Source organism: Bradyrhizobium sp. in8p8 (genome assembly GCF_000426845.1).
Lineage (GTDB): Bacteria > Pseudomonadota > Alphaproteobacteria > Rhizobiales > Xanthobacteraceae > Bradyrhizobium > Bradyrhizobium japonicum_C.
Window position 1 is genome coordinate 561,481 of sequence record NZ_AUGD01000002.1, and the last position, 23,686, is coordinate 585,166.

General features: G+C 64.5%; 24 protein-coding genes. 10 read left to right on the forward strand and 14 right to left on the reverse strand.

What is annotated here, in order from left to right; translation table 11 throughout:
- The first annotated feature begins 132 nt into the window (after nt 1–132).
- Nucleotides 133–801, forward strand: a complete 669-nt coding sequence (locus K408_RS41995) for a helix-turn-helix transcriptional regulator (protein WP_155251389.1) — start codon at nt 133–135, stop codon at nt 799–801.
- 741 nt (nt 802–1,542) lie between these two features.
- The gene (locus K408_RS0108170) at nt 1,543–2,808 is read left to right on the forward strand and encodes a hypothetical protein (RefSeq protein ID WP_155248325.1); all 1,266 of its coding nucleotides are present in this window, start codon (nt 1,543–1,545) and stop codon (nt 2,806–2,808) included.
- Here the strand turns inward: K408_RS0108170 and gmk are convergent.
- The 9 genes from gmk to K408_RS0108215 form a co-directional block, all read right to left on the reverse strand.
- Nucleotides 2,741–3,400, reverse strand: coding sequence for a guanylate kinase (gene gmk, locus K408_RS0108175; RefSeq protein ID WP_024338120.1), 660 nt, complete (start codon nt 3,398–3,400; stop codon nt 2,741–2,743). The genes K408_RS0108170 and gmk overlap by 68 nt on opposite strands.
- Nucleotides 3,401–3,403: 3 nt before the next feature.
- Nucleotides 3,404–4,291 (reverse strand): YicC/YloC family endoribonuclease, encoded by an 888-nt coding sequence (locus K408_RS0108180; protein ID WP_024338121.1) that lies wholly within the window; start codon nt 4,289–4,291, stop codon nt 3,404–3,406.
- A 114-nt stretch (nt 4,292–4,405) separates the two neighbouring features.
- Entirely contained in the window at nt 4,406–5,683 is a 1,278-nt protein-coding gene (gene mltG, locus K408_RS0108185; protein ID WP_024338122.1) for an endolytic transglycosylase MltG, read from the reverse strand.
- A gap of 127 nt (nt 5,684–5,810) precedes the next feature.
- Entirely contained in the window at nt 5,811–7,076 is a 1,266-nt protein-coding gene (gene fabF, locus K408_RS0108190; protein WP_024338123.1) for a beta-ketoacyl-ACP synthase II, read from the reverse strand.
- Between the two features lie 109 nt (nt 7,077–7,185).
- On the reverse strand, nt 7,186–7,425 hold the full coding sequence (locus tag K408_RS0108195) for an acyl carrier protein (protein WP_008551805.1): 240 nt from the start codon (nt 7,423–7,425) through the stop codon (nt 7,186–7,188).
- 311 nt (nt 7,426–7,736) lie between these two features.
- Nucleotides 7,737–8,474 (reverse strand): 3-oxoacyl-[acyl-carrier-protein] reductase, encoded by a 738-nt coding sequence (fabG, locus tag K408_RS0108200; protein WP_024338124.1) that lies wholly within the window; start codon nt 8,472–8,474, stop codon nt 7,737–7,739.
- Between the two features lie 13 nt (nt 8,475–8,487).
- The gene (gene fabD / locus K408_RS0108205) at nt 8,488–9,447 is read right to left on the reverse strand and encodes an ACP S-malonyltransferase (protein WP_024338125.1); all 960 of its coding nucleotides are present in this window, start codon (nt 9,445–9,447) and stop codon (nt 8,488–8,490) included.
- Nucleotides 9,448–9,621: 174 nt separating this feature from the next.
- Nucleotides 9,622–10,647 (reverse strand): fatty acid desaturase family protein, encoded by a 1,026-nt coding sequence (locus tag K408_RS0108210; RefSeq protein ID WP_024338126.1) that lies wholly within the window; start codon nt 10,645–10,647, stop codon nt 9,622–9,624.
- Nucleotides 10,648–10,650: 3 nt separating this feature from the next.
- Nucleotides 10,651–11,355 (reverse strand): TetR/AcrR family transcriptional regulator C-terminal domain-containing protein, encoded by a 705-nt coding sequence (locus tag K408_RS0108215; RefSeq protein WP_024338127.1) that lies wholly within the window; start codon nt 11,353–11,355, stop codon nt 10,651–10,653.
- A 335-nt stretch (nt 11,356–11,690) separates the two neighbouring features.
- On the opposite strand from K408_RS0108215, the gene rpsF reads away from it, so the two are divergent.
- From rpsF to rplI, 4 genes are all read left to right on the forward strand, one after another.
- Complete coding sequence (gene rpsF, locus K408_RS0108220) at nt 11,691–12,158, forward strand: 30S ribosomal protein S6 (protein WP_024338128.1); 468 nt, start codon at nt 11,691–11,693, stop codon at nt 12,156–12,158.
- A gap of 5 nt (nt 12,159–12,163) precedes the next feature.
- A complete protein-coding gene (gene rpsR / locus K408_RS0108225; RefSeq protein ID WP_007592020.1) occupies nt 12,164–12,403 on the forward strand; it encodes a 30S ribosomal protein S18 in 240 nt (79 codons plus the stop codon).
- A 134-nt stretch (nt 12,404–12,537) separates the two neighbouring features.
- A complete protein-coding gene (locus K408_RS0108230; RefSeq protein WP_024338129.1) occupies nt 12,538–13,524 on the forward strand; it encodes a DUF2232 domain-containing protein in 987 nt (328 codons plus the stop codon).
- A 47-nt stretch (nt 13,525–13,571) separates the two neighbouring features.
- Entirely contained in the window at nt 13,572–14,171 is a 600-nt protein-coding gene (gene rplI / locus K408_RS0108235; RefSeq protein WP_024338130.1) for a 50S ribosomal protein L9, read from the forward strand.
- A 126-nt stretch (nt 14,172–14,297) separates the two neighbouring features.
- Here the strand turns inward: rplI and K408_RS0108240 are convergent, their stop codons facing one another.
- From K408_RS0108240 to K408_RS0108250, 3 genes are all read right to left on the reverse strand, one after another.
- On the reverse strand, nt 14,298–14,765 hold the full coding sequence (locus K408_RS0108240; protein ID WP_024338131.1) for a PaaI family thioesterase: 468 nt from the start codon (nt 14,763–14,765) through the stop codon (nt 14,298–14,300).
- An 11-nt stretch (nt 14,766–14,776) separates the two neighbouring features.
- Nucleotides 14,777–15,373 (reverse strand): TetR/AcrR family transcriptional regulator, encoded by a 597-nt coding sequence (locus tag K408_RS0108245; RefSeq protein ID WP_024338132.1) that lies wholly within the window; start codon nt 15,371–15,373, stop codon nt 14,777–14,779.
- A gap of 100 nt (nt 15,374–15,473) precedes the next feature.
- On the reverse strand, nt 15,474–16,406 hold the full coding sequence (locus K408_RS0108250) for a hypothetical protein (RefSeq protein WP_024338133.1): 933 nt from the start codon (nt 16,404–16,406) through the stop codon (nt 15,474–15,476).
- A gap of 277 nt (nt 16,407–16,683) precedes the next feature.
- Here K408_RS0108250 and K408_RS0108255 point away from each other — a divergent pair, with 277 nt between their 5' ends.
- The 3 genes from K408_RS0108255 (at nt 16,684) to alr (ending at nt 21,524) form a co-directional block, all read left to right on the forward strand.
- Complete coding sequence (locus K408_RS0108255) at nt 16,684–17,934, forward strand: cyclopropane fatty acid synthase (protein WP_024338134.1); 1,251 nt, start codon at nt 16,684–16,686, stop codon at nt 17,932–17,934.
- Nucleotides 17,935–18,703: 769 nt separating this feature from the next.
- Nucleotides 18,704–20,209 (forward strand): replicative DNA helicase, encoded by a 1,506-nt coding sequence (locus K408_RS0108265; RefSeq protein ID WP_024338136.1) that lies wholly within the window; start codon nt 18,704–18,706, stop codon nt 20,207–20,209.
- A 67-nt stretch (nt 20,210–20,276) separates the two neighbouring features.
- Nucleotides 20,277–21,524 carry an alanine racemase gene (gene alr, locus K408_RS0108270; protein WP_024338137.1) on the forward strand — a complete coding sequence of 416 codons (1,248 nt, stop codon included), beginning with the start codon at nt 20,277–20,279 and terminating at the stop codon, nt 21,522–21,524.
- Nucleotides 21,525–21,548: 24 nt separating this feature from the next.
- On the opposite strand, the gene K408_RS0108275 is transcribed toward alr, so the two are convergent.
- Complete coding sequence (locus tag K408_RS0108275) at nt 21,549–21,767, reverse strand: hypothetical protein (protein ID WP_024338138.1); 219 nt, start codon at nt 21,765–21,767, stop codon at nt 21,549–21,551.
- 40 nt (nt 21,768–21,807) lie between these two features.
- Here K408_RS0108275 and K408_RS0108280 point away from each other — a divergent pair, with 40 nt between their 5' ends.
- Entirely contained in the window at nt 21,808–22,578 is a 771-nt protein-coding gene (locus tag K408_RS0108280; RefSeq protein ID WP_024338139.1) for an exodeoxyribonuclease III, read from the forward strand.
- Between the two features lie 221 nt (nt 22,579–22,799).
- On the opposite strand, the gene K408_RS0108285 is transcribed toward K408_RS0108280, so the two are convergent.
- Nucleotides 22,800–23,606: a potassium channel family protein gene (locus tag K408_RS0108285; protein ID WP_422867487.1), complete on the reverse strand. Its 807-nt coding sequence runs from the start codon at nt 23,604–23,606 to the stop codon at nt 22,800–22,802.
- Nucleotides 23,607–23,686 lie beyond the last annotated feature (80 nt).

The following is a 23,686-nucleotide window of genomic DNA, read 5'->3' on the forward strand; positions in this document are numbered from 1 at the left end:
ATTGCGACCAACGACGTGTATTGCAGTTTCTATCGCAGGCACGGGATCGGCTACAGAGCCGGGACAATCATTCCAATCCCGAGCGGCGATTCGATAGCGATCGTCATGCCGCGGCATCAGGACAATGGGCCGGTGCCGCGCGACGTCGTCTTGTTTCTGGATGACTTGAGGCCGCATCTGGCTCGGGCGTCCATGACCGCAAACCGCCTTGGTTTCGAGCGCGCTCGCGCGCAGGCCGATGCTTTGCAGGCGATCGGCCTGCCCGGAGCGATATTGCGCGAAGGCGGCCGATTGCTCGCGGCAAACCGCCTGTTCGAAGCGCTGATGCCATCGCTATTTCATGACCGCGCCGAACGGTTGACTTTGACCGATGCTGCCGCGGACGGGTTGTTCTTGGCAGCGCTGGCGACTTCGTCCGTTGCTGGCAGTCGGATCGTCAAGTCCATCGCCATCGCAGCGGCGATGGATCGCGTACCGATGGTCCTGCATGTCATCCCGGTGCGCGGATCGGCGCGCGATATCTTCACGCGAGCCACTTTCATGCTCGTCGTGACTCCCGTCGATCGCGGCGCGGTACCGAGTGCGGAAGTCCTCCAAGGGCTGTTCGACCTGACGCCGGCAGAGGCCCAGGTGGCGCGTCGCGTTGCACAAGCGGAATCGCTCGACGCGCTCGCCGCGGCAATCGGCGTTGCGCGAGAGACAGTCCGCACGCAGCTCAAAGCCGTGCTTTCAAAAACCGGTCTTTCGCGCCAGCAGGAGCTCGTCAGCCTGCTCGCAGGCAAGGCATTGCGCGGCGACTAGACAGATGTTGCTGTGCATCAAACCGGGATGATTTTGCACCGGCTTCTCGCGGGTTGCGAAGTCCGCTGGCTTTGAAGTCTGTCCGGTCTGATCCCAGCACGCGTCAGTCTGGACTAGGTTTGCCTTGGTAGACCAAGCCACTTCTTCACCCAAATGGGTGAAGACACAACCCGGCGCTGTGGATCAAGTCTGTCCATGCTGAATGTTTGACGAGAAGCGGCGGCGATGGTCAGACCCGAGTTCCCGACATTTGAAGTGGTCCTGGTGCAGCGCAGGAGGAAGTGGGCCTGGAACATCTGCACCAGCCAAGGAGTGGTCGTGGTGCACGGGCGTGAACCAAATCGACGTGCCGCAAAGTACCAAGCCGAAAGAGCGCTCTTCATGCTGCTTCTGACCGCGCCCTACCGGTCGCGACTTCCTGTCTAGCGAGGCTCGCATTCAAGTCCCCGGTTGGCGGTCGTCCAGGCTGAATGGGGCAGCGGGGCATAGATCGGCGGCCCCAGCTTTCCGCGCCGCTCGGCCTTGATCGGACAATGAACCACAGCAGGCGGAACCTGCCGCGCGCCTGTGGGAAGTCATGGCCGTCGACGAGCGATCGGAGGTGGAAACCTATTGGCGACGAGCATCATCCCGCTGAGGAACCAAAGCCGCGCAGGCCCGATTCAAGCCACATCGTCTCCGGATTTGCGGCTCATTGCCACCCAACTCTTTGACCAGAAGGGGCTGGTTGAGAGTTGCGTCATGCGTAACCGGGAGACCAGGATGGGCAACCGCGCCGCAAAGTTGATTTCTACCCTCGTCGCCAGCATCGTTGCGGGCGCGCCATTAGCCGCGGTGTCGCAGAATGCGCCAACTGCTTCGAGCATGGCCAACGCGGCCCCCGACTGTCTCGCCGCGCCGAAGGACGCTGCGCCTCAGGGGCAGCACTGGTACTACCGCCTGGAGCGCACGACCAAGCGGAAATGTTGGTATCTGCGCGCTGCGGGCGACAAGGACAGCGCGAGGACCGTGCAGACCGCGCAGGTCGCGAGCGATAATGCGACGACGGATGCGCCAGTCGCGCAGCAGCAGCCGCAGCAGCAGCAGCAAGCGGTGCAGGACGCCCGGGCCGAATATCTGACCCCGCGGAGCGGCGCCGCCTCGAAGGCGCCGAACGCACCTCCGCAGCCTGCCGCCATAATGCCGGTCCAACAATCGACGGAGCAGGCCGCTGACGGCAACGCCCAGCAGCCCGCCGCCACCACGCCCTGGCCCGATGTGTCCACGGCGCCCGCTCCGCCCGCGCCGCCGCCGGCACCAACCGTGGTCGCGGCAGCTGCGCAGCCGAGCGCAAAGCCGTCAAAATCCCTGCCCCTCAGTGCGCCCGCTGCGGCGGACATCGCCGCGGACAAGTCGAACGGCTCGCTCCAGATGCTGCTGCTCGTGATCGGCGGCGCGCTTGCGCTCGCCGGAATCCTCGCCAGCGTCATCTACCGCTTGGCCGGGGCGCGCGTCCGTCTGCAGTCCACTGACCGTCACGCCTATTGGGACGATTGGGAGCCGCAGGATCAGGACGCCAGCCGCGCGCCCTGGCGCGATGCGGCTTCGGCGAACACGCTGCCACCGCGCCCCGTCGACTTCGATGCGGCACGTCCGCGAGCGGCAAAGCAGGCGACAAAGCTCGCCGCGATCAGCCGCGAGATCGCGCTTGTCGACGCGCGCAAGCGCCATGCTGCCGCCCCGACCGCAGAGCCGGAGCAGACGAGAAGCGAGGAGATCGAGGTCAAGCGGCTCGAACGCGAATTCGAGATCGGGGCTGCTTCCCCCAAGCTCGCCGCAAATGAGAGAGGCGAGAATCGCAATGAGGCGCCGACAGCTCGCGGCGCCGAGGCCGTCGACATCGACGTGATCACGACGATGCTGGAACAGCTGGCGAAGGAAGGGCCGCGCCTGTCGCGACCTAACCTTGAAGCTGACCTTGCAAACTTCGAACGAAGCCTACGAGGCCGATCCGCCGCTCGCGCTTGAGGCGTTCGGCCTTCAGGATCGACTGCACCTCGGCAAAGGCCTGGTCGACGTCGTGATTGATCACGATGTAGTCGTACTCGGCCCAGTGGCTCATCTCGTGGCTGGCGCGGCTCATGCGCTTGCGGATCACCTCGTCGGAATCCTGCGCCCGCGAATGCAGGCGCTTCTCGAGGTCGGCCGCCGAAGGCGGTAGGATAAAGACGCGAACGACGTCGACGCTCGCTTTCTGATGCAGTTGCTGTGTGCCTTGCCAGTCGATGTCGAACAGCACGTCCTGCCCAGCCGCCAGCGCCGCTTCCACTGGTGCACGCGGCGTCCCGTAGAGATTGTCAAACACGATGGCCCATTCGAGCAGTTCGCCCTGCTCCACCATCATCTCGAACTTGCGCTTGTCGACGAAGAAATAGTCACGCCCCTCGACCTCTCCGGGCCGCTTTTCGCGCGTGGTCGCCGACACCGACATCTTCAGGCCGGGCTCCCGCTCGAGCAACATCCGCGACAGCGTCGTCTTGCCCGCGCCCGAGGGCGAGGACAGCACGAACATCAATCCGCGCCGCTCGACACCGTCAATTCCGTGACCGCCCGTCGTCATCGATCACTCCAGATTCTGGACCTGCTCGCGGAACTGCTCGACAACATTCTTCAATGCGAGTCCCGTGTTGGTGAGCTCGATGTCGTTCGACTTCGAGCAGCAGGTGTTGACCTCGCGGTGAAACTCCTGCGCCAGGAAGTCGAGCTTGCGGCCGATCGGGCCGCCCCTGCCGATCAGCTCGCGCGCCTGCGCGATATGCGAAGCGATGCGGTCGAGCTCCTCGCGGATGTCGGCCTTGGTGGCGATCAGGATCGCCTCCTGCATCAGGCGGTCGGAATCGAAACGATCGGAAGTGTCGAGCAGTGCGGCAATCTGCTCGGCGAGCCTGGCCTTGATCGCCTCCGGCTTTCGGCCGGGCGAACCTTCCGCTTTCTTCGCCAGCTGCTCGATCTCGTCGACGCGCTGGGTCAGGATCTGCCCGAGCGAGGTACCCTCGCGCTTGCGCATCTCGACGAGCTCGACGAGCGCCTTGTCGAAGGCGTCGGCCGCAGCGGCACGCGCGGCCCTGTCCTCTTCCTCATCGCCCTCGGGCTCGGCAACTTCGACCACACCCTTGATGGCGAGCAACCCGTCGATGCTCGGTGCGACGGCGTCGACCTTTCCGGCGATCAGCGCGGCGGCCTTCAGGACGGCGTTGAGCACGTCCTCGTTGACGCGCACGCTGGCGGCGGCGTTGGTGCGCTTGACGTTGAGATTGGCATAGACGGTTCCGCGCGAGAGCAGCTCGCCGGCGCGCTTCTTGGCGTGGGCCTCGAGTTCGTCGAAGCCCTGCGGCAGCCGTACCCTGAGGTCAAAGCCCTTGGCATTGACCGACTTCAATTCCCATTCGAACGTGTACGGCCCGCTCGCACCGTGGCTTCGGGCAAAGCCGGTCATGGACGACAGCGCCATCAGTTCAGATTCTCCAGGAACACGGGATTCGCGAGGCCATCAAGGCACGCGAATCTTAAGACTATTTTGCCGGAAAGTGGAATCCGCAATGTCCGCAGGTAAGGGGCCGCAGACCTAGCGCTGCACCACGGGTGGCGAGGACTGCACCGCGCCCTGCCGAGCCGGTGCAGGATTGGCCGGGCGCGCCGCCGGCGGCCTCTTCTGCTGGTTGGGTCGCGCCGGCGTTGTCGCCGTCGGCGCATCGGCGGCGCCGCCCGGCGCGGCAGCGGCCGGCGGCTGCGCCTCCTCGGCCGGTTCGACCGTGTCGTTCTGGATCTGCTTCTCTATTGCGCGCAGCTTCGCAACGTTCTTCTGGTGCGCATCGTAGGTCTCGGTGAACGCATGCCCGCCGGTGCCGTCCGCGACGAAATAGAGGTCCCGGGTGCGGGCCGGGTTGGCGGCGGCCTCGAGCGAAGCGCGGCCTGGGTTGGAGATCGGACCCGGCGGCAGGCCCTCGATCACGTAGGTGTTGTAAGGCGAAGGCTGCGTGATCTCGCTGCGCTTGATCGGCCGGCCCAGGGTGCCCTTGCCTCCGACGAGACCGTAGATGATGGTCGGATCCGACTGCAGCTTGATCCTCTGCTTCAGGCGATTGACGAACACCGCGGCGACCCGGCTGCGCTCATCCGGCTTGCCGGTCTCCTTCTCGACGATCGAGGCCAGCGTCACCAATTGCTCCGGCGTCTTGATCGGAATGTCCTGATTGCGGCGTTCCCAGATCTCGGCCAGCACGCGCTTGTGCGCCTGCTGCATGCGCTGGATCACCTGCTCGCGCGTGGTGCCGCGCGGGAATTTGTAGGTCTCCGGCAGCAGCGTGCCTTCGCGCGGCAGCTCGCGCACGCTGCCGGTGAAGATCTCGTTGTCGGACAGACGCGCCACGATCTGCTCGGAGGTCAGGCCTTCGGGGATCGTAACCGCATGCTGCACCACCTTGCCTTCGACAATGGTTGCGATGACGTCGCGCAGCGAGGCGTTCTTCTGGAAGGAATATTCACCCGGCTTAAGGTCCGAGCTCGCCTTCAGCGCGGCGACGCTCGCGATGAACACCCAGGGATTGACGTCGGTCACGCCTTCCCGGTTCAGCGTCTCGGCAATGTCACGCTTGCCGGCACGCTGCGGGATGTTGACGATCTTGTCCTCTTGCAGCGGCCCGGGGGCTTCCAACACCTGCCGGCCGTAATAATAGACGCCGCCGGCACCGAGCATGGCGATCAAGAGAAGGGTGATGATGGCGTTGCCGACGACCACGAGCGGATTGCGTGCGCGGTCCGACCGCTTGGGCGGCGGCGGAAGCTGCTCAGGCTCGAGCGCTGCCCGCGGGCTCCGGGGCGAAATGGGCGGCCTTTCACTCATCGAAACAACCTGAATCCTGCCGGTTCAATCGCGGCCTGACAAACCCGCTTGCCCTGCCAAAATGCACGCGCCCACGTCCATGACTATCGCCGAATACGGCAAAACGGTGGATTCGTCTCAAACGCAACTAACTTGCCAAGCGCCGGACGATGACCGACGCATTGGTACCGCCAAAACCAAAAGAGTTCGATAATGCGACATTGACCTCACGTTGCTTCGCCTTGTGCGGCACGAGATCAATCGCAGTCTCGACCGAGGGATTGTCGAGATTGATCGTCGGCGGCACGACATTATCGCGAATCGCGAGAATCGCGAAGATCGCTTCGATAGCACCGGCCGCACCGAGGAGATGACCTGTCGACGACTTGGTCGAGGACATCGCAACTTTCGATGCGGCGTTGCCGAGCAGACGCTCGACCGCGCCGAGCTCGATCTCGTCGCCGAGCGGCGTCGAGGTGCCGTGCGCGTTGATGTAGTCGAGATCGGAGGCCGTGAGTCCGGCGCGCTTGAGTGCTGCCGACATGCTGCGGAAGCCGCCATCGCCGTCGGGCGATGGCGAGGTGATATGATAGGCATCGCCGGAGAGGCCGTAGCCGATCACCTCGGCGTAGATCCTCGCGCCGCGGCGCCTGGCATGATCGAGTTCCTCGAGTACCAGGACGCCCGCGCCCTCACCCATCACGAAGCCGTCACGGTCCTTGTCATAGGGGCGCGAGGCCTTCTCGGGCGTCTCGTTGAAACCTGTCGACAGCGCGCGCGCGGCGTTGAAGCCGGCAATGCCGATGCGGCTGATCGGCGACTCGGCGCCGCCAGCAACCATCACATCGGCATCGCCAAGCGCGATCAGGCGAGCGGCATCGCCGACCGCGTGCGCCCCGGTCGAGCAGGCCGTGACCACCGAATGATTCGGCCCCTTCAGCCCATGCGCGATCGAGACATAGCCGGAGGCGAGATTGATGAGGCGGCCCGGAATGAAGAACGGCGAGACCCGGCGCGGCCCGCGTTCCTTGAGCAGGATCGCGGTCTCGGCGATACCGTTGAGACCGCCGATGCCGGACCCGATCATCGTGCCGGTCGCGCATTTGTCCTCTTCAGTCTCCGGATGCCAGTTGGCATCGTCGAGCGCCTGGCCGGCCGCGGCCATGCCGAAGATGATGAAGTCGTCGACCTTGCGCTGGTCCTTCGGCTCCATCCACTTGTCGGGATTGAAGCTGTCGTTGGTCCCGTCGCCGCGCACCACCGTGCAGGCGATCTTGGTCTGCAGATCGGAGACGTCGAAGCTCTCGATCCTGCGCGCACCGCTTTCGCCGTTGAGGATGCGTTTCCAGGTCGGCTCGACGCCACAGCCGAGTGGCGAAACCATGCCGAGACCTGTGACGACGACCCGCCTCATATCCGAAAACTCCGCATCGAAAGATTCACGGCCAATAACAAGAAACCGGCTGACCGCTGCGAAGCGGCCCGTCCGGTTTCAATGTTCTTCCCCGCGAAATGAAAGAGCCTTAGCTCTTCGCGTTCTTCTCGAGAAATTTCGTGGCGTCGCCGACGGTGAGAATCGTTTCCGCGGCGTCGTCCGGAATCTCGCAACCGAATTCCTCTTCGAACGCCATCACTAGCTCGACGGTGTCCAGACTGTCGGCGCCGAGGTCGTCGATGAAGCTCGCGTTGTCGACAACCTTCTCGGGTTCAACACCAAGGTGTTCGACCACGATCTTCTTAACCCGCTCGCCAATGTCACTCATTGCTTAACCTCGTGTTGTTCCCTGTAGACCCGACCCCCCGGGACGATACGAGCCGTCGTGGTCGTTTGACTGCCTTCGCTTACGAACTTTGATTGGCCCATCCCAACCGATGCAGGCCCGGGCGAACGACGGCCAAAGGCTCCGCATCGCCAATATACAGGGTTTCAAAAACCTGCAATGGCGTTCTTTGCCCATCCGTTGATGGTCCGGTTATCATACTTCAATTGCCTTGACTACAAGCCTCATTTCGCTCCGGAAACGGCCGTTTGCCGCATCCCGCCCCGCCCCGACGCGCGAGACGGCACGAAGCATCAGATCATGGCCATGCCGCCGTTGACGTGGATGGTTTGGCCGGTGACATAGGACGCCTCGTTCGAACTCAGGTAGACGGCGGCCGCCGCGATGTCCTCGGGCGTCCCCAGGCGGGCGGCCGGAACCTTGGTCAGAATCGTTTCACGCTGCTTGTCGTTGAGCGCATCCGTCATCGGCGTCTTGATGAAGCCCGGCGCGATGCAGTTCGCGGTGACGCCACGCTTGGCGTATTCGGCACCCAAGGTCTTGATCATACCGATCAACCCCGCCTTCGACGCGGTGTAATTGCCCTGCCCGGGATTACCGGTGACGCCGACCACCGAGGTGATCGCAATAATGCGACCGAAGCGCTTGCGCATCATCAGCTTGGTCGCAGCGCGCGCCAGGCGGAAGGTCGCAGTCAGATTGACGTTGATGACTTCGTCCCAGTCCTCGTCACGGAGTTGCACGAAGAGATTGTCGCGCGTGATGCCGGCATTGGCGATCAGAATGTCGACCTGGCCCATTGCCGCTTCCGCAGCCGGCACCAGCGCCTCGACCTCATCGGCCTTGGAAAGATTACAGGGCAGCACATGCGCGCGTTCGCCGAGCTTGCCGGCAAGCTCGTCCAGCACTTCCTTCCGCGTTCCTGATATCGCCACGGTGGCGCCTTGCGCGTGGAGCGCCTGTGCGATTGCGCCGCCGATGCCGCCGGTCGCGCCGGTAACGAGCGCCTTTCGGCCAGTCAGGTCGAACATCGATACAACTCCTCTAGGCCTGCTTCGCAGCGGCCAATGCATCCTTGGCGGCGGCAATGTCGTTGGGGCCACCGACCGCAACGCCAACGGCGCCGTCGGCAATACGCTTGACGAGACCGGTCAGCACCTTGCCCGCGCCGATCTCGAAGAAATGGGTGACGCCCCGCCCTGCCATATAGGCAACCGACTCGCGCCAGCGCACCGTGCCGGTGACCTGCTCGACCAGACGACGCCGGATCTCGTCGGGATCGTTGATGGCGCTCGCCAGCACGTTGGACACCAGCGGCGCGGCCGGTGCCTTGATCGCGACCTTCGACAGCGCCTCTGCCATGGCGTCCGCAGCGGGCTGCATCAGCTTGCAATGGAACGGTGCGGAGACGGGCAGCAGCATCGCGCGCTTGGCGCCCTTGGCTTTGGCAATCTCGACGGCGCGATCGACCGCTGTCTTGTCGCCGGAGACGACCACCTGCCCGCCGCCATTGTCGTTGGCGGCCTGGCAGACCTGCCCTTGCGCCGCCTCGCCTGCGACCTCCATGGCGGCCTCGTAGTCGAGACCGAGCAGCGCGGCCATGGCTCCGGCACCGACCGGGACGGCCTTTTGCATTGCGAGACCGCGCGTGCGAAGCAACCGGGCGGTATCCGAAACCGTCAGGCTGCCGGCCGCGGTCAGCGCCGAATACTCGCCGAGCGAGTGGCCGGCGACGAAGGCTGCGTCTCGTCCCACGGAAAAACCAGCCTCAGCCTCGAGCACGCGGAGGGTGGCGATGGATACCGCCATCAGCGCCGGCTGGGCGTTCTCAGTCAGCTGGAGAGTTTCAGCCGGACCGTCCCAGATGACAGCCGTCAGTTTCTCCCCGAGCGCGGCATCGACCTCGTCGAACACGGCGCGCGCGACCGGGAAGGCGTCGGCCAGGGCCTTGCCCATGCCGACCGCCTGGGAACCCTGCCCCGGAAATGTGAATGCAGCCGTCATCGGCGCTCCCTGCTTGTCAGGCATGATCCCTGCGAGAACCAGCAGCCGATTACGCACGGCCTCGGACCATGGTTCCGGATCATGCTCCAGAGGGGGCCGTAGACACCGTCCGGGGCCGCACTGTCAAGCCGAGACGGGAGCTTGGCCCCTCGTTCAACGGGGGAATGCGCCCGCTCAAAACCCGCCGGCGGTCTGGTTGGCGTCGACCTCTGCCCCGGCCTGTGCGCGGCGCGCACTGCTGACAAGTTGCCCGGGCCGATCTTCGCGGTTCGGCTTTGCCGTCGCCAGCCGCAGCACCGCGGCGTAGTTCGGCTGGACTTCCATACGACCTGCGTACCGGCTCGCACTCAGCAGACGATGCACCTTCGGCAGATTGTAGCAAGGCACGTAGAACAAGAGATGATGCTCGAGGTGGTAGTTCACGTAGTAGGGCGCGATGAACAGGCGCTCAAGAAAATTGGCATGCGTCGTGCGGGTGTTGCGCAACGGGTCGCTGCTGTCGGGAACAACGGCATGCTCTGCGATATTGCGGATCCGGGTGATGACCATCATCCAGGTCAGGAGCGGCACCAGCCAGAGCAGTGGATAGGCCCACCAGACGCCCGCCGCGGCGAGCGCCACAAGCATGATCGCATTGACCACACATTGCGGGCCAAGCTTCTCCCAGAAATGCGCCGCACGCTGGCGCCAGGGCCAGTCTTTCGGCCCAAGCGCGTTGAGCAATTGCGCCTTGCGCTGCTGATAACCGGTCTGGCCGGTGATGTCGCGAATGAACTTGCGGCGGTAGCTGATCTTGGTGATGGGAAACGGCGCCGACAGCACGAGGTCGGGATCGTCCTCCTGCTGCGTGCGCGCATGATGCTGCAGGTGATAGCGCCGGTAGCTGCGCGTCTCCGCAAACAGCGGATATGCGCAGAACCACTGGCTCAGCGCCAGATTGGTCTTTTCGTCGGCGGACAGGCAGCCATGCGCACCGTCATGCATCAGGATCGCAAGGCCAAGCTGGCGCGAGCCGATGATGGCGACGGCGACGATGTAGGTGATCGGATTGGGCCACCACGCAACCAGAGCGATCGCACCAATGATCAGCGCCCAGGCGTGCGCAATGAGTGCGACGCCCTTCCAGGTGACGCGCTGGCGCACGTCGGCCAGTTGATCATCGGTCAGGAAATCCCGGGCACGCATGCGAAGCGCGGTCATGGCCTAACCCTCTCCGTTCGAATTGCTTGATGCATCAGGCTCCTCGACGAGACGCAGGCGCCCCGTGTCGTTCGCGGATTTCGCCTGCTCTCCGAGCACGCGCAACATCTCGGCACAAAGCTGCTCGGGCGAACGGCCCATCGCGTAACCCTCGAGAATGACGCCGATGGCGACGGCCCAGAATCTCCGCGAACTTTCGTCGGGCGCCCGGAGCGAGCGCCAACCGTGCCGTGCGACCTGGCTCGCATAGGCGCGCGCGCCTTCGCCGTGCAGGCGCTCGATGGTACGCTCGACCAGGGGTGCGAGATCCTGGCGCCGACGCGTCAGTGTCAATGCTTCCGCGAAGAAGGCGACCGAATCGCTCGCCGTCACGGTCTCCGCCAGCGTGCGTGTGTATTCCTGGGGCGAGCACGCCTGCAGCGCCGTCCGCTCTGTGGCGCGCGCCAGGTACAGCAATTCGCGGCAGGCGCATTCGACGAACAGCGCCTCCTTGGTGCGGAAATAATAGGTGATCTGGCTAGGGAAGGCGTTCGCGGCGGTGGCGATATCGGTGATCGCCGTCCCCGACAACCCCCGCTCGCGAAACAGCGGGCTCGCCGCATCCAAGAGCAGCGATCGCATCTTGCGCCCGGCCGAGCGCGTCGCGCGCGCGGTATGCTTAGGATCACCCGCCGCCTGGAGCGGCTCCTGGGCCGAGGTTTCCGCCATGAAATTCTCTTTGCTGCATTATTTGTATGATATACAAACAAACAGGTCAAGCGCCGATCCGCATGAAGGAAGGTCCGGTGTTGAGCGACGAGCGGGCCGAAAATGCCCGCCCAACCTTGCAAAGCCGGCCAAAATCCGTATAAGGCGCGCATCCGCAGACCCCGGCCGGGAGCTGAACGGACGGTCTCAGCAAATCATTCGTGATTTTGGTGTGGCAGGGCCAGTCGGCCCGTCGTCCCGTGTTTCCGCCTTCTGAGCTTGATCCCAGAGTCCTTTCCGAAGGTCTCTTAAGGGCTTGACGCCGGGTGATGCGCCAACATGAGGAAAGGACGTCCATGCCTCTTTACGAGCATGTCTTTCTCGCGCGTCAGGACGCGAGCCCGCAGCAGGTCGAAGAGCTGACTGCGCAGATGACCGGTATTGTCGAGGGTCTCGGCGGCAAGGTCACCAAGACCGAGAATTGGGGCGTGCGGTCCCTCACCTACCGCATGAACAAGAACCGCAAGGCGCACTTCGTGCTGCTCAACATCGACGCGCCGTCCGCGGCGATCGCCGAAATCGAGCGCCAGGAGCGCATCAGCGAAGACGTGATCCGTTATCTCAGCGTCCGCGTCGAGGAGCTCGAGGAAGGCCCGTCGGCCATGATGCGCAAGGCCGATCGCGATCGGGAACGTGATGACCGTGGCGGCGGCTTCCGCGGCGAGCGCGAAGGCGGCTTCCGGGGCGACCGCGAGGGCGGCTTCCGCGGCGATCGCGGTCCGCGCCGTCCGCGCGACGAAGCTGAAACCACGGATGGGGAGTAAGACCAATGGCTGAAGCTGGTGCACGTCGCCCGTTTTTCCGTCGTCGCAAGAGCTGCCCGTTCACGGGCGCCAATGCGCCTAAGATCGACTACAAGGACTCCAAACTGCTGATGCGTTACGTGTCCGAGCGCGGCAAGATCGTGCCGAGCCGCATCACTGCCGTGTCCGCGAAGAAGCAGCGTGAACTCGCCCGCGCCATCAAGCGCGCGCGCTTCCTGGGCCTGCTGCCCTACGTCATTCGCTGATACAAGCCGATCCGACCGGCGGCCGCTCGGCCGCCGGTCGTCACTTTCTGAACTCATAAGGCTTCCGGGTCGTCCGGTCGCCGATGGTTGGGGCGAACGATGCCTCTAACCGCTCGAAGGGAGCGGGACAGCTGATGATGGCGTTTGCACTGATAGCCCTGATCGCCGGCGCGGCGTCGGCCCTGATGTTCGCCTCGATAGCGTCGGGCGCGCTGATCTCGCTCGCCCTGTTCTACCTCGCGCCGCTGCCGCTCATGGTCGCCGCCATTGGCTGGGGGCCGCTCTGTGCCAGCCTCGGCGGCATTGCCGCCGCGATCGGCCTCGGCGCGCTGTTCGGCCTCCCCTACTGCATCGCCTTCGCCGTTACCGTCGCGTTGCCGGCCTGGTGGCTCGGCCATCTCGTCCTGCTCGGCCGGCAGTTGGGAAGTGCCGCGCCGGAGGGCACAACCGCCGGGCCGCCGACGGAGGCGAAGGTCGAGATCGAGTGGTACCCGGTTGGCCGCATCCTGCTCTGGATCGCAGGCTTCGCCACGCTGACGACGATGGCTGCCTTGCTCACGCTCGGCACCGACGCCGAAACCATCATCGGCACGCTGCGGCGCGGCCTGATGCGCCTCCTCCGCACCACCGATCCGCAAACCTCGGGCGAGGCCAGCCAGTTGGTGGACGCGCTGGTGCGCATCGCCCCAGCCGCCGCCACCATTGTCGCGATGATGACGCTAACTCTCAACCTCTGGCTCAGTGCCAAGGTAACCGCGACGTCGGGCCGGCTGCGCCGTCCCTGGCCCGATCTGATGGCGGCCGAGCTGCCGCCGATGACGCTGGTGGCGCTCTGCATCGCGCTCGCCTTTTCCTTCACCGGCGGGCTGCTCGCCATCGTCGCGCAGATCGCCACGGCCGCGCTGCTGATGGCTTACGCGCTGACCGGCTTTGCCGTGCTGCATACGCTGACGCTTGCGTTGAAGGGCCGCACGTTCTGGCTCAGCTCGGCCTACGCCGTCGTCGTCGTGTTCGGATGGCCCATGATCGCGGTGGTGATCCTCGGCCTTGCCGATTCCGTCTTCGGCTTCCGCGAGCGCTTCCTGCGCAGCCGGCAGCCGCCACCCCTGCCGACCCCTTAAGTCACCCCGAAACTCAACCTACAGAACACTTCAAAAGGAGAACGGATATGGAAGTCATTTTGCTGGAACGCGTCAACAAGCTGGGCCAGATGGGCGAAGTCGTGAAGGTTCGCGACGGCTACGCGCGCAATTTCCTGCTCAAGCGCGGTAAGGCGCTGCGCGCCACCGCCGATAACCGGGCCAAGTATGACGGCATGAAGGCCGAGCTCGAAGCCCGCAACCTCAAGGCCAAAGGCGAGGCGTCCAAGGTCGCCGAGAAGATCGAAGGCAAGAACATCATCGTGATCCGCCAGGCATCCGAAGCCGGCCAGCTGTTCGGCTCGGTCACCGTGCGCGACATCGTCATGGCGTTCGAAACCGACGGCGTCCACCTCGACCGCCCGCAGGTGCAGCTCGACGCGCCGATCAAGACCATCGGCAAGCACACGGTCACGGTTGCGGTTCACCCCGAGGTCGAGGTCGAGATCACCGTGACGGTCGCCCGCAGCCAGGACGAGGCCGAGCGCATCAACCGCGGCGAGGACATCTCGACCCGCAACGAGGACCGCGACGCAGCGGCCGAAGCGATTGCCGCTGCCGGCGAGTTCTTCGATCCGGAGGCCCAGCAGGACGAAGTCGAGCCGGCGCCGGCCGCGGACGAGAAGTAAGCGGCACGTAGAACTCGTCATGCGCGGGGTTGACCCGCGCATCCATCACGCGAGCGTCCGCCCAAGAAGATGGATTGCCGGGTCAGGCCCGGCAATGACAACAGAGAATGGATCAGCCCGGCTGCCTCAGGCGGCCGGGCTTTTCGTTTTGCCGGCAACGTCCTCGTTCAGCATCGCGATGGATGCCAGCGCGGTGGCCGTATGCTTCTCGACACCATCCTTGACGCAGAACACATCGGCCGCCACCACCGCGACCTGACGGCCCGGCTTGATCACCCGGGCACGGCAGATCAGCTTTTCGCCGACTGCCGGCGACAACAAATTGAGCTTGTATTCAGCCGTCAGCGCCGGCTGGCCGCGCGAAGTGGCCGCAGCGATCGTCGTGGCGTTATCGACCAGGAAGGCCGTAACGCCGCCATGGAAGAAGCCGTGCTGCTGCAGCAGCTCCGGCCGCCGCTCCACTGCGATCGTGCAGGTCCCGCGTGACAATTCTGATAGCTCCGCGCCGACCAGGTTCATGAAGCCCTGCCGGCCGACATTGGCGTGGATGCGCTCGGAAATATGCGCGAATTCCGGATCAGCTTCGGCTCGCATGCAGTCTCTCCTCATTGCTTGATGATGCGGTCGAATGGCCGGAGCGCACGGTTGGCGCAGGCGATCAGCGTGTCGACCCCGTTGCGCGGATCAGTGCGGTCGCGTCCCGAGAGGAAGGCGCGGCAGAAGATCTGCGCCGGGCCAATCAGCTGGCTTATGAACATCATCGGCGGCATCGGCAGGAGTTCCCCCCTCGCGACCAACGGCGCACGCCAGCGCTCGATCCCCTCGGCAAGTCGCGCATTCTGTGCGCGCTGGGCGTCGCGCACGTCGTCGGCCCATTCGCCACGCGAAATCTCGAAGAGGTACCGAGCTTCGCGCCGGCTGGTGACGACCCAGTCAAGGTGCGCCCGGATCAGGCGATCGATACCCTGCTCAGCATCGGGAATGGGATCGAGCGCGGCCAGCATCGCGGCATGATAGTGCCGCAAGACTTCCAGAAGCAGCGCACCGGCGAGCTCCTTCTTCGAGCCGAACGCGTGAAAGAAGCTGCCATTGGAGGCGCGCGCACGGGTGCGGATAGCGGCCACGGTCGCTGCCTCGAAGCCGACGCGGTCGAACACCATCAGTCCGGCTGCCAAAAGATCGTCACGCACACTCGTCCGCATCGACGCCTCCTAGAGTTCAACTCTAGAGCAGTACTCTAATGGCGGTCAAGACAATATGGAGGCCGCGATCAAGCGGCCTCCACATGTCAATCCAGAGAACTTAGCGCGAAATCGGCGGTGCCGGCGGACCGGATGACGCAGCCGGCGCCGCGGGCGGGGCGGCAGGAGCCGCGGGCTCCGCCTGCGCCGGCTTGGCCGCAGGTTCGGAGCTTGCCGCAGGTGCAGCCGGCTTGGAAGCAGCCTCATCCGCCGGCTTGGGTATCGCCGGTTCGGCGGGCTTCGCTGCGGCAGGTGCAGCCGGCGTCACTTGCGGGGCCGGCTCGGATCGCAAAGCCGGAGGCTCGCTGCCGCGCGGCTCGACTCTCGGGCTCTCCGGCTTGGTCTCCGCTGGCTTCTCGGCAGCCTTGCCGCTGTCGGGCTCGACTTTGGCGCCGTCGGGCTTGACGGTCTCTGGCTTCGGCTCGCTCTTCTTGTCCTCGGTCGCCGGCGCGGCGGCATCGGCCTTCGGAGCATCTTGGGTGCCCGGCTTAACCCGCCGCTTGCCCTTACGTGCCTCGGGCGCTTCCTGTCCCTCCGGCTGCGAGCCATCCTCTGCCGGTGGCCGTGCAGCGCGCTTCGGTCGCGGGCCATCACCGGCCGGAGCGGCACCCTCGCCCTCCGGCCTGGCCTCCTGCGAGCGCTGGCGGCGGCCCTGATGCTCAGGCGACTGACCCGCAGCGGCGCCGTCCTTCTTGCCGTCCTTGGCCTGGTAGCGGGTGTCGGTGGCGCCGTTGGAGATCAGATAGGTCGCAAGGACGCCCGCCATGTCCGAGCTCGTCGTGTAATGCTGACGCAGGAAGCCCGGCAGCGAGCCCGGCGCCACAGACTTCAGAAGTCCGCGTGGGCTCTTGTGGCAGACATTGCAGGTCTGAGCGAAAAGCTGGGAGGGGGTCTTGCCGGCTTCGAGATTCGTCGGCTGCGCTAGAACGGAATCGGCCACTGCGAAGCCGATCAGAAGCAATACCGTCGCGAGGCTGAGCGCTCGGCTCGACATCCCATGATCTCCAATGAATTCCGCAAAACGCAGCCGGCAAATGGCGCGGCGCGGTCACCTTTTAACCGATTGAGCCGCGAATGGAAGCAGGCTTCCCCCGCGCGAGGATGTGATCGAGGCATTTTCGAATATCGGCTTTGAATACCGCGCAATGGCGCGGCCCCAACCGCCTCGCTAGATTTGCATGCAAACGCATAGGAACCGCTGCGGCGCCTGGGCGTGGGATGTGAAAGCCGGGTTAGTCGCATCTTTCGGGTTCGCTCGAGAGGAAATGTCGATGGACCGTTTGTTGCGTAAATTCCTGTCTCAATTCATCCGCCGCGGGTCGATGACGGTGACCTGCGCAAGCGGATCGAAGTTCACCGTCGGCGACGGCTCTGGCGAGCCGGTCGCGGTCCGCTTCGTCACCGCGGACGCCGAGCGGAAGGTCCTCGTCAATCCAGAGCTCGGGCTCGGCGAGGCCTATATGGACGGCGAGTTCGTCGTCGAGCGCGGCACGATAGCAGATGCCCTCGCCATCCTGCTCGATCAACCCGACCTATTGCCGCAGTGGGCAAAACCGTGGTGGCACCTGCGCTACCTGACGCGGCACCTCAAGCAGTTCAATCCCCGCGCCCGCGCCCGCCACAACGTTGCTCATCACTACGATCTCGACGGCCGGCTCTATTCGCTCTTTCTCGACGCCGACAAGCAATATAGCTGCGCCTATTTCGAAACGCCCGAGATGTCACTGGACGACGCGCAGCTTGCCAAGAAGCGGCACATTGCAGCGAAGCTTCTCATCAGGGACGGCCAGCGCGTGCTCGACATCGGCTCCGGCTGGGGAGGTCTCGGCCTCTATCTCGCCGAGATCGCGGGCGCCGACGTGACCGGGGTAACGCTGTCGACCGAGCAATTGCAGGTAGCCAATGCTCGCGCGGCTGAGAAGGGCCTGAGCGGCTCGGCCCGATTCCTGCTCCAGGACTATCGCGACATCGACGGTACGTTCGACCGTATCGTCTCGGTGGGAATGCTGGAACACGTCGGGGCAAGGTTCTATGATGCCTATTTCCAGCGCTGCGCCGAACTGCTGGACGAGGACGGCATCATGCTGCTGCACGCGATCGGCCGTTCGCAGGGTCCGGATTCGACCAATCCCTGGATCGCCAAATACATCTTTCCCGGCGGCTACATTCCCGCCCTCTCGGAGGTGCTGCCGGCGATCGAGCGCGCGGGCCTGCTGGTCACCGACATCGAGATCTTGCGCCTGCACTATGCCGAGACGCTGAAGGCCTGGCGAGAGCGCTTCATCGCCCGGCGCGAAGAGGCCGTGCAGCTCTACGACGAACGCTTTGCCCTGATGTGGGAGTTCTATCTGGCGGCCTGCGAGATGACGTTCCGCAAGCAAGCGATGATGAACTTCCAGATTCAGCTGACACGCCGTCAGGGCGTGGTGCCGATGACCCGCGAGTACCTCCCCCGGGAGGAAGCACTGCTGCGGGCGCGCGAAGGCGCGACCCAGCCCAGGCTCAAGCTCGCTGGTGAATAGGCCCAGGCCCCTTGTTGAAGGCGCCAATGGTCGAAATCCGAGAGGACCGCAAAGAGGCCGTTAACGCCAGCTGCGCCCGCAACTCCAACAGGATTTCGGGGGCGACCGGCTGACGACGCACCTCGGGGCGTTCTGCTTGCTTCATGGCCGCGATCAACCCGGACAGCCAATGCCGGCTGCCTGCCTCGCTTCGCCAGTTCTGGTGCTGCCGTTCTGGCCGCATCGCTCGCCTCGTGTTCGTTCCGGCGGGATTGGGACAACCTCCGGCCCGCCTGCCGGTTCCGGCATAATCCCCGAAAGAATCCGGGGAGATGTGATCTGCTTCACATAAATCGGGTCGGGCTTGGCTTAGACCGTCGCCATGAGCAAAGAGACCCGATCCTCCTTCGATGTGCAGGACGACCTCCGCACCGATTTCGCCCTGATCGTCACCGGCGTCGGGGCTGCCGTGGTTGCGCTCGTCTACCTCCTCCTGGTCTGAGCTGGAGCCGAACGCGGCCAGCGGGCCTCGTTTCACGCGCTTCTGATAGGTCTGCGCGCCCGTCTACAGGGTTCATGGGTTTCAGGATTTTTCCGCGGCCCACCGCAGCTTCCGAGACCGGCGAGTTCCACGAAAGTCCGTCAAGCACGGCGCGTGCCGGGACTGCCAGTCATCCACCATTTTCACTGAGCGGTTGATAGCAGTCAGCTTTCGCTTCCGCTTTCGCCTGCGTCGGCGCTTTATCCCGGCCCCGCATCCGCCCAAGAAAATTGCTAACTACGTCCGACCATGGCCCTGACTGATTCGAACGTTCTCAAACTCGCGCCCGATGCCGGAACTCCGACCTATCGGAGCGCGCCGCACAATATTGAGGCGGAACAGAGCCTTCTGGGCGCGATCCTGGTCAACAACGACGCCTTCTACCGCGTCTCCGATTTCCTGGAGCCGAAGCACTTCTTCGAGCCGCTGCACCAGACAATCTTCGAGACCGCCGGCAGCCTGATCCGGATGGGCAAGATCGCGACGCCCGTCACGCTGAAGACGTTCCTGCCCGCCGATACCGACGTCGGCGGCATGACCATCGGGCAGTATCTGGCCCGGCTCGCCGCCGAAGCCACCACCATCATCAACGCCCAGGACTATGGCCGCACCGTCTATGACCTGTCGCTCAGGCGTGACCTGATCGGCATCGGCGAGGACATGGTCAATGTCGCCTATGACGCCCCCGTTGACTTCCAGCCGCGGGCGCAGATCGAGGACGCCGAACGCAAGCTCTACGAACTTGCCGAGTCCGGCCGCTATGACGGCGGCTTCCAGAAGTTCTCGCAGGCGCTGACGGTCGCAGTCGATCTTGCGGCGAAGGCATTCCAGCGCGACGGCAAGCTGTCGGGCATCTCGACGGGCCTGCGCGACCTCGACACCAAGATGGGCGGCCTGCAGGCCTCCGACCTCATCATCGTCGCCGGGCGTCCCGGCATGGGCAAGACGTCACTTGCCACCAACATCGCCTACAATGTCGCGCAAGCCTACGTTCCAGAATTGCAGGCCGACGGCACCATGAAGGCCGCCAATGGCGGCGTGATCGGCTTCTTCTCGTGCGAAATGTCGGCCGACCAGCTCGCCACGCGTATCGTCGCCGAGCGCACCGGGATCCCCTCCTCCCACATCCGCCGCGGCGGCATCTCGGAAGCCGATTTCGAGAAGATCCGCCAGGTCTCGATCGAGCTGCAATCGCTGCCGTTCTACGTAGACGCGACCGGCGGCCTTTCGATCGCGCAGCTGATGGCGCGCGCGCGCCGGCTCAAGCGCCAGAAGGGCCTCGACCTTCTGGTGATCGACTACATCCAGCTGCTCTCGGGCTCGGGCAAGCGCGCCAGCGACAGCCGCGTGCAGGAGATCACGGAGATCACGACCAGCCTGAAGGCGCTCGCCAAAGAGCTCAACGTCCCCGTGATTGCGCTGTCCCAGCTGTCGCGTCAGGTGGAATCGCGCGACGACAAGCGCCCGCAACTCTCGGACCTGCGCGAATCCGGCTCGATCGAGCAGGACGCCGACGTCGTGCTGTTCGTGTTCCGCGAGGAATACTACCTCGCCATGAAGGAGCCGCGCCCCGGCACCGAGGAGCACGCCAAATGGCAGGCCGACATGGAGCGCACGGTGGGCCGCGCCGAAGTCATCATCGGCAAGCAGCGACACGGCCCCACCGGCACGGTGGAGCTGCACTTCGATGCATCGGTCACGCGCTTCGGCGATCTCGCGCATGACGGCCAATTGCCGGATCGCACCGACTATTAATCTCGTCGTGCTCAGAGTTCCGCGGGTTGAACCGCGCTGGCCTCTTGCGTAAAACGGCGCCATGACAATGGCGTCCGACCCGAAAACGAACCCGCAATCCGGGCCTCTCTCCGCAGAGGCCAATCAAGCCGCTGCGCTCGCGGCCTATGGTGGCGTGCTGACCGTCGATCTCGACGCAATCATCGCCAATTGGCGCAAGCTCGAGAAGACCGCGGTGCCGGCCGAATGCGCGGCGGTGATCAAGGCCGACGCCTATGGCTGCGGGGCCGAGCAGGTGTCGCGCGCCCTCAGCCAAGCGGGCTGCAAGACCTTCTTCGTCGCCACCATCGAGGAAGCGCGCAAGGTGCGCGCGGCGGTTCCGGAGCCCACGATCTACGTGCTGGGCGGGTATTTCCAGAACACCGGCGAACACTATGCGAAGATCAACTGCCGTCCCGTGATCGGCGATCTCAACGAGCTTGCCGAATGGGACGTATTCTGCCGTCGCACCGGCTGGAACGGAGGCGCCGCAATCCACATCGACACCGGCATGAACCGGCTCGGGCTGACGCTGTCGGAAGCGCAGGCCATCATCCCCCGCATCAACGCCGGCGACCACGGCATCACGCTGGTGATGAGCCATCTGGTTGCGGCCGAGCAGCTCAACAGCCCGGTCAATGCACGACAGCTTGCGGCCTTCCGCGCCATCGCCAGCGAATTCTCGGGCGTGCCGGCGGCGCTCGCCAATTCCTCCGGCATCTTCCTCGGCGCGCCGTTCCAGTTCGACATGGTGCGGCCTGGCGCCGCGCTCTACGGCGTCAACCCGACGCCGGAAGCCGACAATCCGATGCAGCAGGTCGTCGACCTCAAGGCGCGCATCGTGCAGATCCGCACCATCGAGCGCGGCGAGACGGTCGGCTATGGCGGCACCTGGACCGCAAGGCGGCCGACCAAGCTTGCGATCATCGCGGTCGGCTATGCCGATGGCTATTTCCGCGCGGCCAGCTCGAACGATGGCACCCGCGGCGCCGAGGTCATCGTCGCCGGCAAGCGCTGCCCCGTGGCGGGCCGAATTTCAATGGACCTGATCGCCATCGACATCACCGACCTGCCGCCGAACGCAGTGCGGCGCGGCCATATGGTGACGCTGCTCGGTGAGGGAATCACCGTCGACGAGCTCGCACATCATTTCGGCACGATCGGCTATGAGGTGCTGACCAGCCTCGGCCGCCGCTACGCCCGCATCTACAAGGGCGGCAATGTGGAGGAGCCGCTGGTGAGGCTCGCTGCAGTGACGGGAGAGCAGCCGGCCGCTCCGCAGTCGCTACCCAGCTGATCCGTGTGACGACCCTCGAGCGGCTTACTTCTTCTTCCGGCTGTCCAGCGCCGCCTTGCAGGGCGCACTGAGCTGGTCGCGTTTGCCGTTCAGGCATGCGACGATGCCGCCGCCCGGTGCGATGCCGGCGCAGAACTTATCATAATCCGCCTTGCACGCGCCGCGCTGATCGGACGATTGTGCAGATGCGCCTCCGGAAAACGCGAGGGCGAGTGCGATGGCAACAAAGCTCGACTTGGACATTGTAACTCCGGTGGCGGAAGGCAGGAGCCGGTAGCTCTACATGAAGATCGCGACATTCAACATCAACAACATCAATCGCCGCCTGCCCAATCTGTTGGCATGGATGCGTATCGCGAAGCCCGACGTCGTCGCACTTCAGGAGTTGAAGGCAAGTGATGGCGAATTTCCGGCGGCGCCGATCGAAAAAGCCGGCTACGGCGCGGTGTGGCGCGGACAAAAGACATGGAACGGCGTCGCCATCCTCGCTCGCAACGCCGAGCCCGTGCTGACGCGCGACCGATTGCCGGGAAGGCCCTCGGATCACGAAGCCCGCTACATCGAGGCCGCCGTGCGCGGGGTCATCGTCACCAGCATCTATTTGCCCAACGGCAATCCGCAGCCGGGGCCGAAATTCGACTACAAGCTGGACTGGTTCGCGCGCCTCAAGCGCCACGCCAAGAGCTTGATCAAGCAGGACCTGCCGGTCGTGCTCGCCGGCGACTACAACGTCGCGCCAACCGAGATCGACATCTATCCGACGCGGTCATGGGACATGGATGCCCTGATCCAGCCGAAGAGCCGCGCGGCGTTCGCCTCGCTGGTCGAGCAAGGCTGGTGCGACGCCATCCGCGAGCTGCACCCGGGCAAGCGCATCTACACGTTCTGGGACTACAAGCGGAACCGCTGGCCGCGCGATGCGGGGCTGCGGCTGGACCATCTCCTGCTGAGCCCTGCCCTCGCTCAGCGCCTCGCCAAGGCCGGCGTCGACAAGAAGATCCGCGGCGAGGACGGCGCGAGCGATCACGCGCCGGCCTGGGTGGTGTTGCGCTGACTCCCTAAAAGCTCCCGCGATCCACCGCGGCCCTAGCCGGCCGAGAGGCCGTCCGCAGCGGCCCGCCTGACAAAACGTGCAAAACAACCCCATGCACAGTAGCCGACCCAGTCCGGCCAATGACTTACGGATATCCCGAAGAAGAGTTGATCCGTCGGGCAAAACACTGGCATAATGTCACCATTGAAGCCATGACCTATGTTGCCGGCAGCGAGCGCTCTTCAGACCGCTCCTTCGTCTGGAATGTTGAGAATGGTGCCACAGGCCTTGCAATGCACGGCGTCGGCATCGTGCCTCTGCAGCCCGCAAGTCGGACACGGAAATCGCACCTTGCTGGGACTGAGGAGCGCGCGGGCAAGATTGAAGAACAGCGTGACACCGAAAATCATGATCACGACGGAGATCAAGCGACCGATCGTGCCCGGCAGGGTAATGTCCCCGAAACCGGTCGTCGTCAGTGCCGTGACGGTGAAATACAGAGCATCGGCGTAGTTCCGGATCTGATCGTTCCGAAACTTCTGAGTCTCGTAAACGAGCCCGGTCATGACGAATATGAAAACGGCCAGGTTCGTGACGGCGAAGACGACGTCTTCGTTGCGCCGAAAGAATGGAGAATCGATGCGCAACCTCACCAGCATCTGGTAGTCCCGAAGCAGCCCCAACGTCCGCAGGATCCGGAGGAAGCCGGCCGCCTCGCCGGCAAGCGGAGCCAGGAAGGATACGATTGCAACCATGTCGGCCCACGTTGCGAGCTGGGTGAACTTGCGAAGCGGATGCCGATCGACCAGGAGCCGCGCCGAGAAGTCCGCAAGCAGCGTTACGCCGAACAGGACATCGAGCGTTTCGATGATCTCGCTGGGATGCACGAACGAGGTCGCGATGATGAACAGCACCGTCACAATGTCGAAGGCGAGCAAAGCATAGCGGAATCGCACGCCGCTCGGCGTTGCGCCCTCGTAGAGGTCGCGAACGCTGCTTCTGAGGGATGTGAGGGTCACGGCATCATGATCGCGGTTTGCGCAGATCATTGCAACTCGGACGGCGCGCCGCAACATCGAACCCGATTGCCGATGCGCCGCGCGAAGGTTCCGATGCCTGCATGGATCGC

Excerpts from the sequence above, each read along its gene's own strand:
- K408_RS0108170 (WP_155248325.1), top strand. The coding sequence starts at position 1,543 with ATGCGTAACCGGGAGACCAGGATGGGCAACCGCGCCGCAAAGTTGATT.
- gmk (WP_024338120.1), bottom strand. The coding sequence starts at position 3,400 with ATGACGACGGGCGGTCACGGAATTGACGGTGTCGAGCGGCGCGGATTG.
- K408_RS0108180 (WP_024338121.1), bottom strand. The coding sequence starts at position 4,291 with ATGGCGCTGTCGTCCATGACCGGCTTTGCCCGAAGCCACGGTGCGAGC.
- mltG (WP_024338122.1), bottom strand. The coding sequence starts at position 5,683 with ATGAGTGAAAGGCCGCCCATTTCGCCCCGGAGCCCGCGGGCAGCGCTC.
- fabF (WP_024338123.1), bottom strand. The coding sequence starts at position 7,076 with ATGAGGCGGGTCGTCGTCACAGGTCTCGGCATGGTTTCGCCACTCGGC.
- K408_RS0108195 (WP_008551805.1), bottom strand. The coding sequence starts at position 7,425 with ATGAGTGACATTGGCGAGCGGGTTAAGAAGATCGTGGTCGAACACCTT.
- fabG (WP_024338124.1), bottom strand. The coding sequence starts at position 8,474 with ATGTTCGACCTGACTGGCCGAAAGGCGCTCGTTACCGGCGCGACCGGC.
- fabD (WP_024338125.1), bottom strand. The coding sequence starts at position 9,447 with ATGACGGCTGCATTCACATTTCCGGGGCAGGGTTCCCAGGCGGTCGGC.
- K408_RS0108210 (WP_024338126.1), bottom strand. The coding sequence starts at position 10,647 with ATGACCGCGCTTCGCATGCGTGCCCGGGATTTCCTGACCGATGATCAA.
- K408_RS0108215 (WP_024338127.1), bottom strand. The coding sequence starts at position 11,355 with ATGGCGGAAACCTCGGCCCAGGAGCCGCTCCAGGCGGCGGGTGATCCT.
- rpsF (WP_024338128.1), top strand. The coding sequence starts at position 11,691 with ATGCCTCTTTACGAGCATGTCTTTCTCGCGCGTCAGGACGCGAGCCCG.
- rpsR (WP_007592020.1), top strand. The coding sequence starts at position 12,164 with ATGGCTGAAGCTGGTGCACGTCGCCCGTTTTTCCGTCGTCGCAAGAGC.
- K408_RS0108230 (WP_024338129.1), top strand. The coding sequence starts at position 12,538 with ATGATGGCGTTTGCACTGATAGCCCTGATCGCCGGCGCGGCGTCGGCC.
- rplI (WP_024338130.1), top strand. The coding sequence starts at position 13,572 with ATGGAAGTCATTTTGCTGGAACGCGTCAACAAGCTGGGCCAGATGGGC.
- K408_RS0108240 (WP_024338131.1), bottom strand. The coding sequence starts at position 14,765 with ATGCGAGCCGAAGCTGATCCGGAATTCGCGCATATTTCCGAGCGCATC.
- K408_RS0108245 (WP_024338132.1), bottom strand. The coding sequence starts at position 15,373 with ATGCGGACGAGTGTGCGTGACGATCTTTTGGCAGCCGGACTGATGGTG.
- K408_RS0108250 (WP_024338133.1), bottom strand. The coding sequence starts at position 16,406 with ATGTCGAGCCGAGCGCTCAGCCTCGCGACGGTATTGCTTCTGATCGGC.
- K408_RS0108255 (WP_024338134.1), top strand. The coding sequence starts at position 16,684 with ATGGACCGTTTGTTGCGTAAATTCCTGTCTCAATTCATCCGCCGCGGG.
- K408_RS0108265 (WP_024338136.1), top strand. The coding sequence starts at position 18,704 with ATGGCCCTGACTGATTCGAACGTTCTCAAACTCGCGCCCGATGCCGGA.
- alr (WP_024338137.1), top strand. The coding sequence starts at position 20,277 with ATGGCGTCCGACCCGAAAACGAACCCGCAATCCGGGCCTCTCTCCGCA.
- K408_RS0108275 (WP_024338138.1), bottom strand. The coding sequence starts at position 21,767 with ATGTCCAAGTCGAGCTTTGTTGCCATCGCACTCGCCCTCGCGTTTTCC.
- K408_RS0108280 (WP_024338139.1), top strand. The coding sequence starts at position 21,808 with ATGAAGATCGCGACATTCAACATCAACAACATCAATCGCCGCCTGCCC.
- K408_RS0108285 (WP_422867487.1), bottom strand. The coding sequence starts at position 23,606 with ATGATCTGCGCAAACCGCGATCATGATGCCGTGACCCTCACATCCCTC.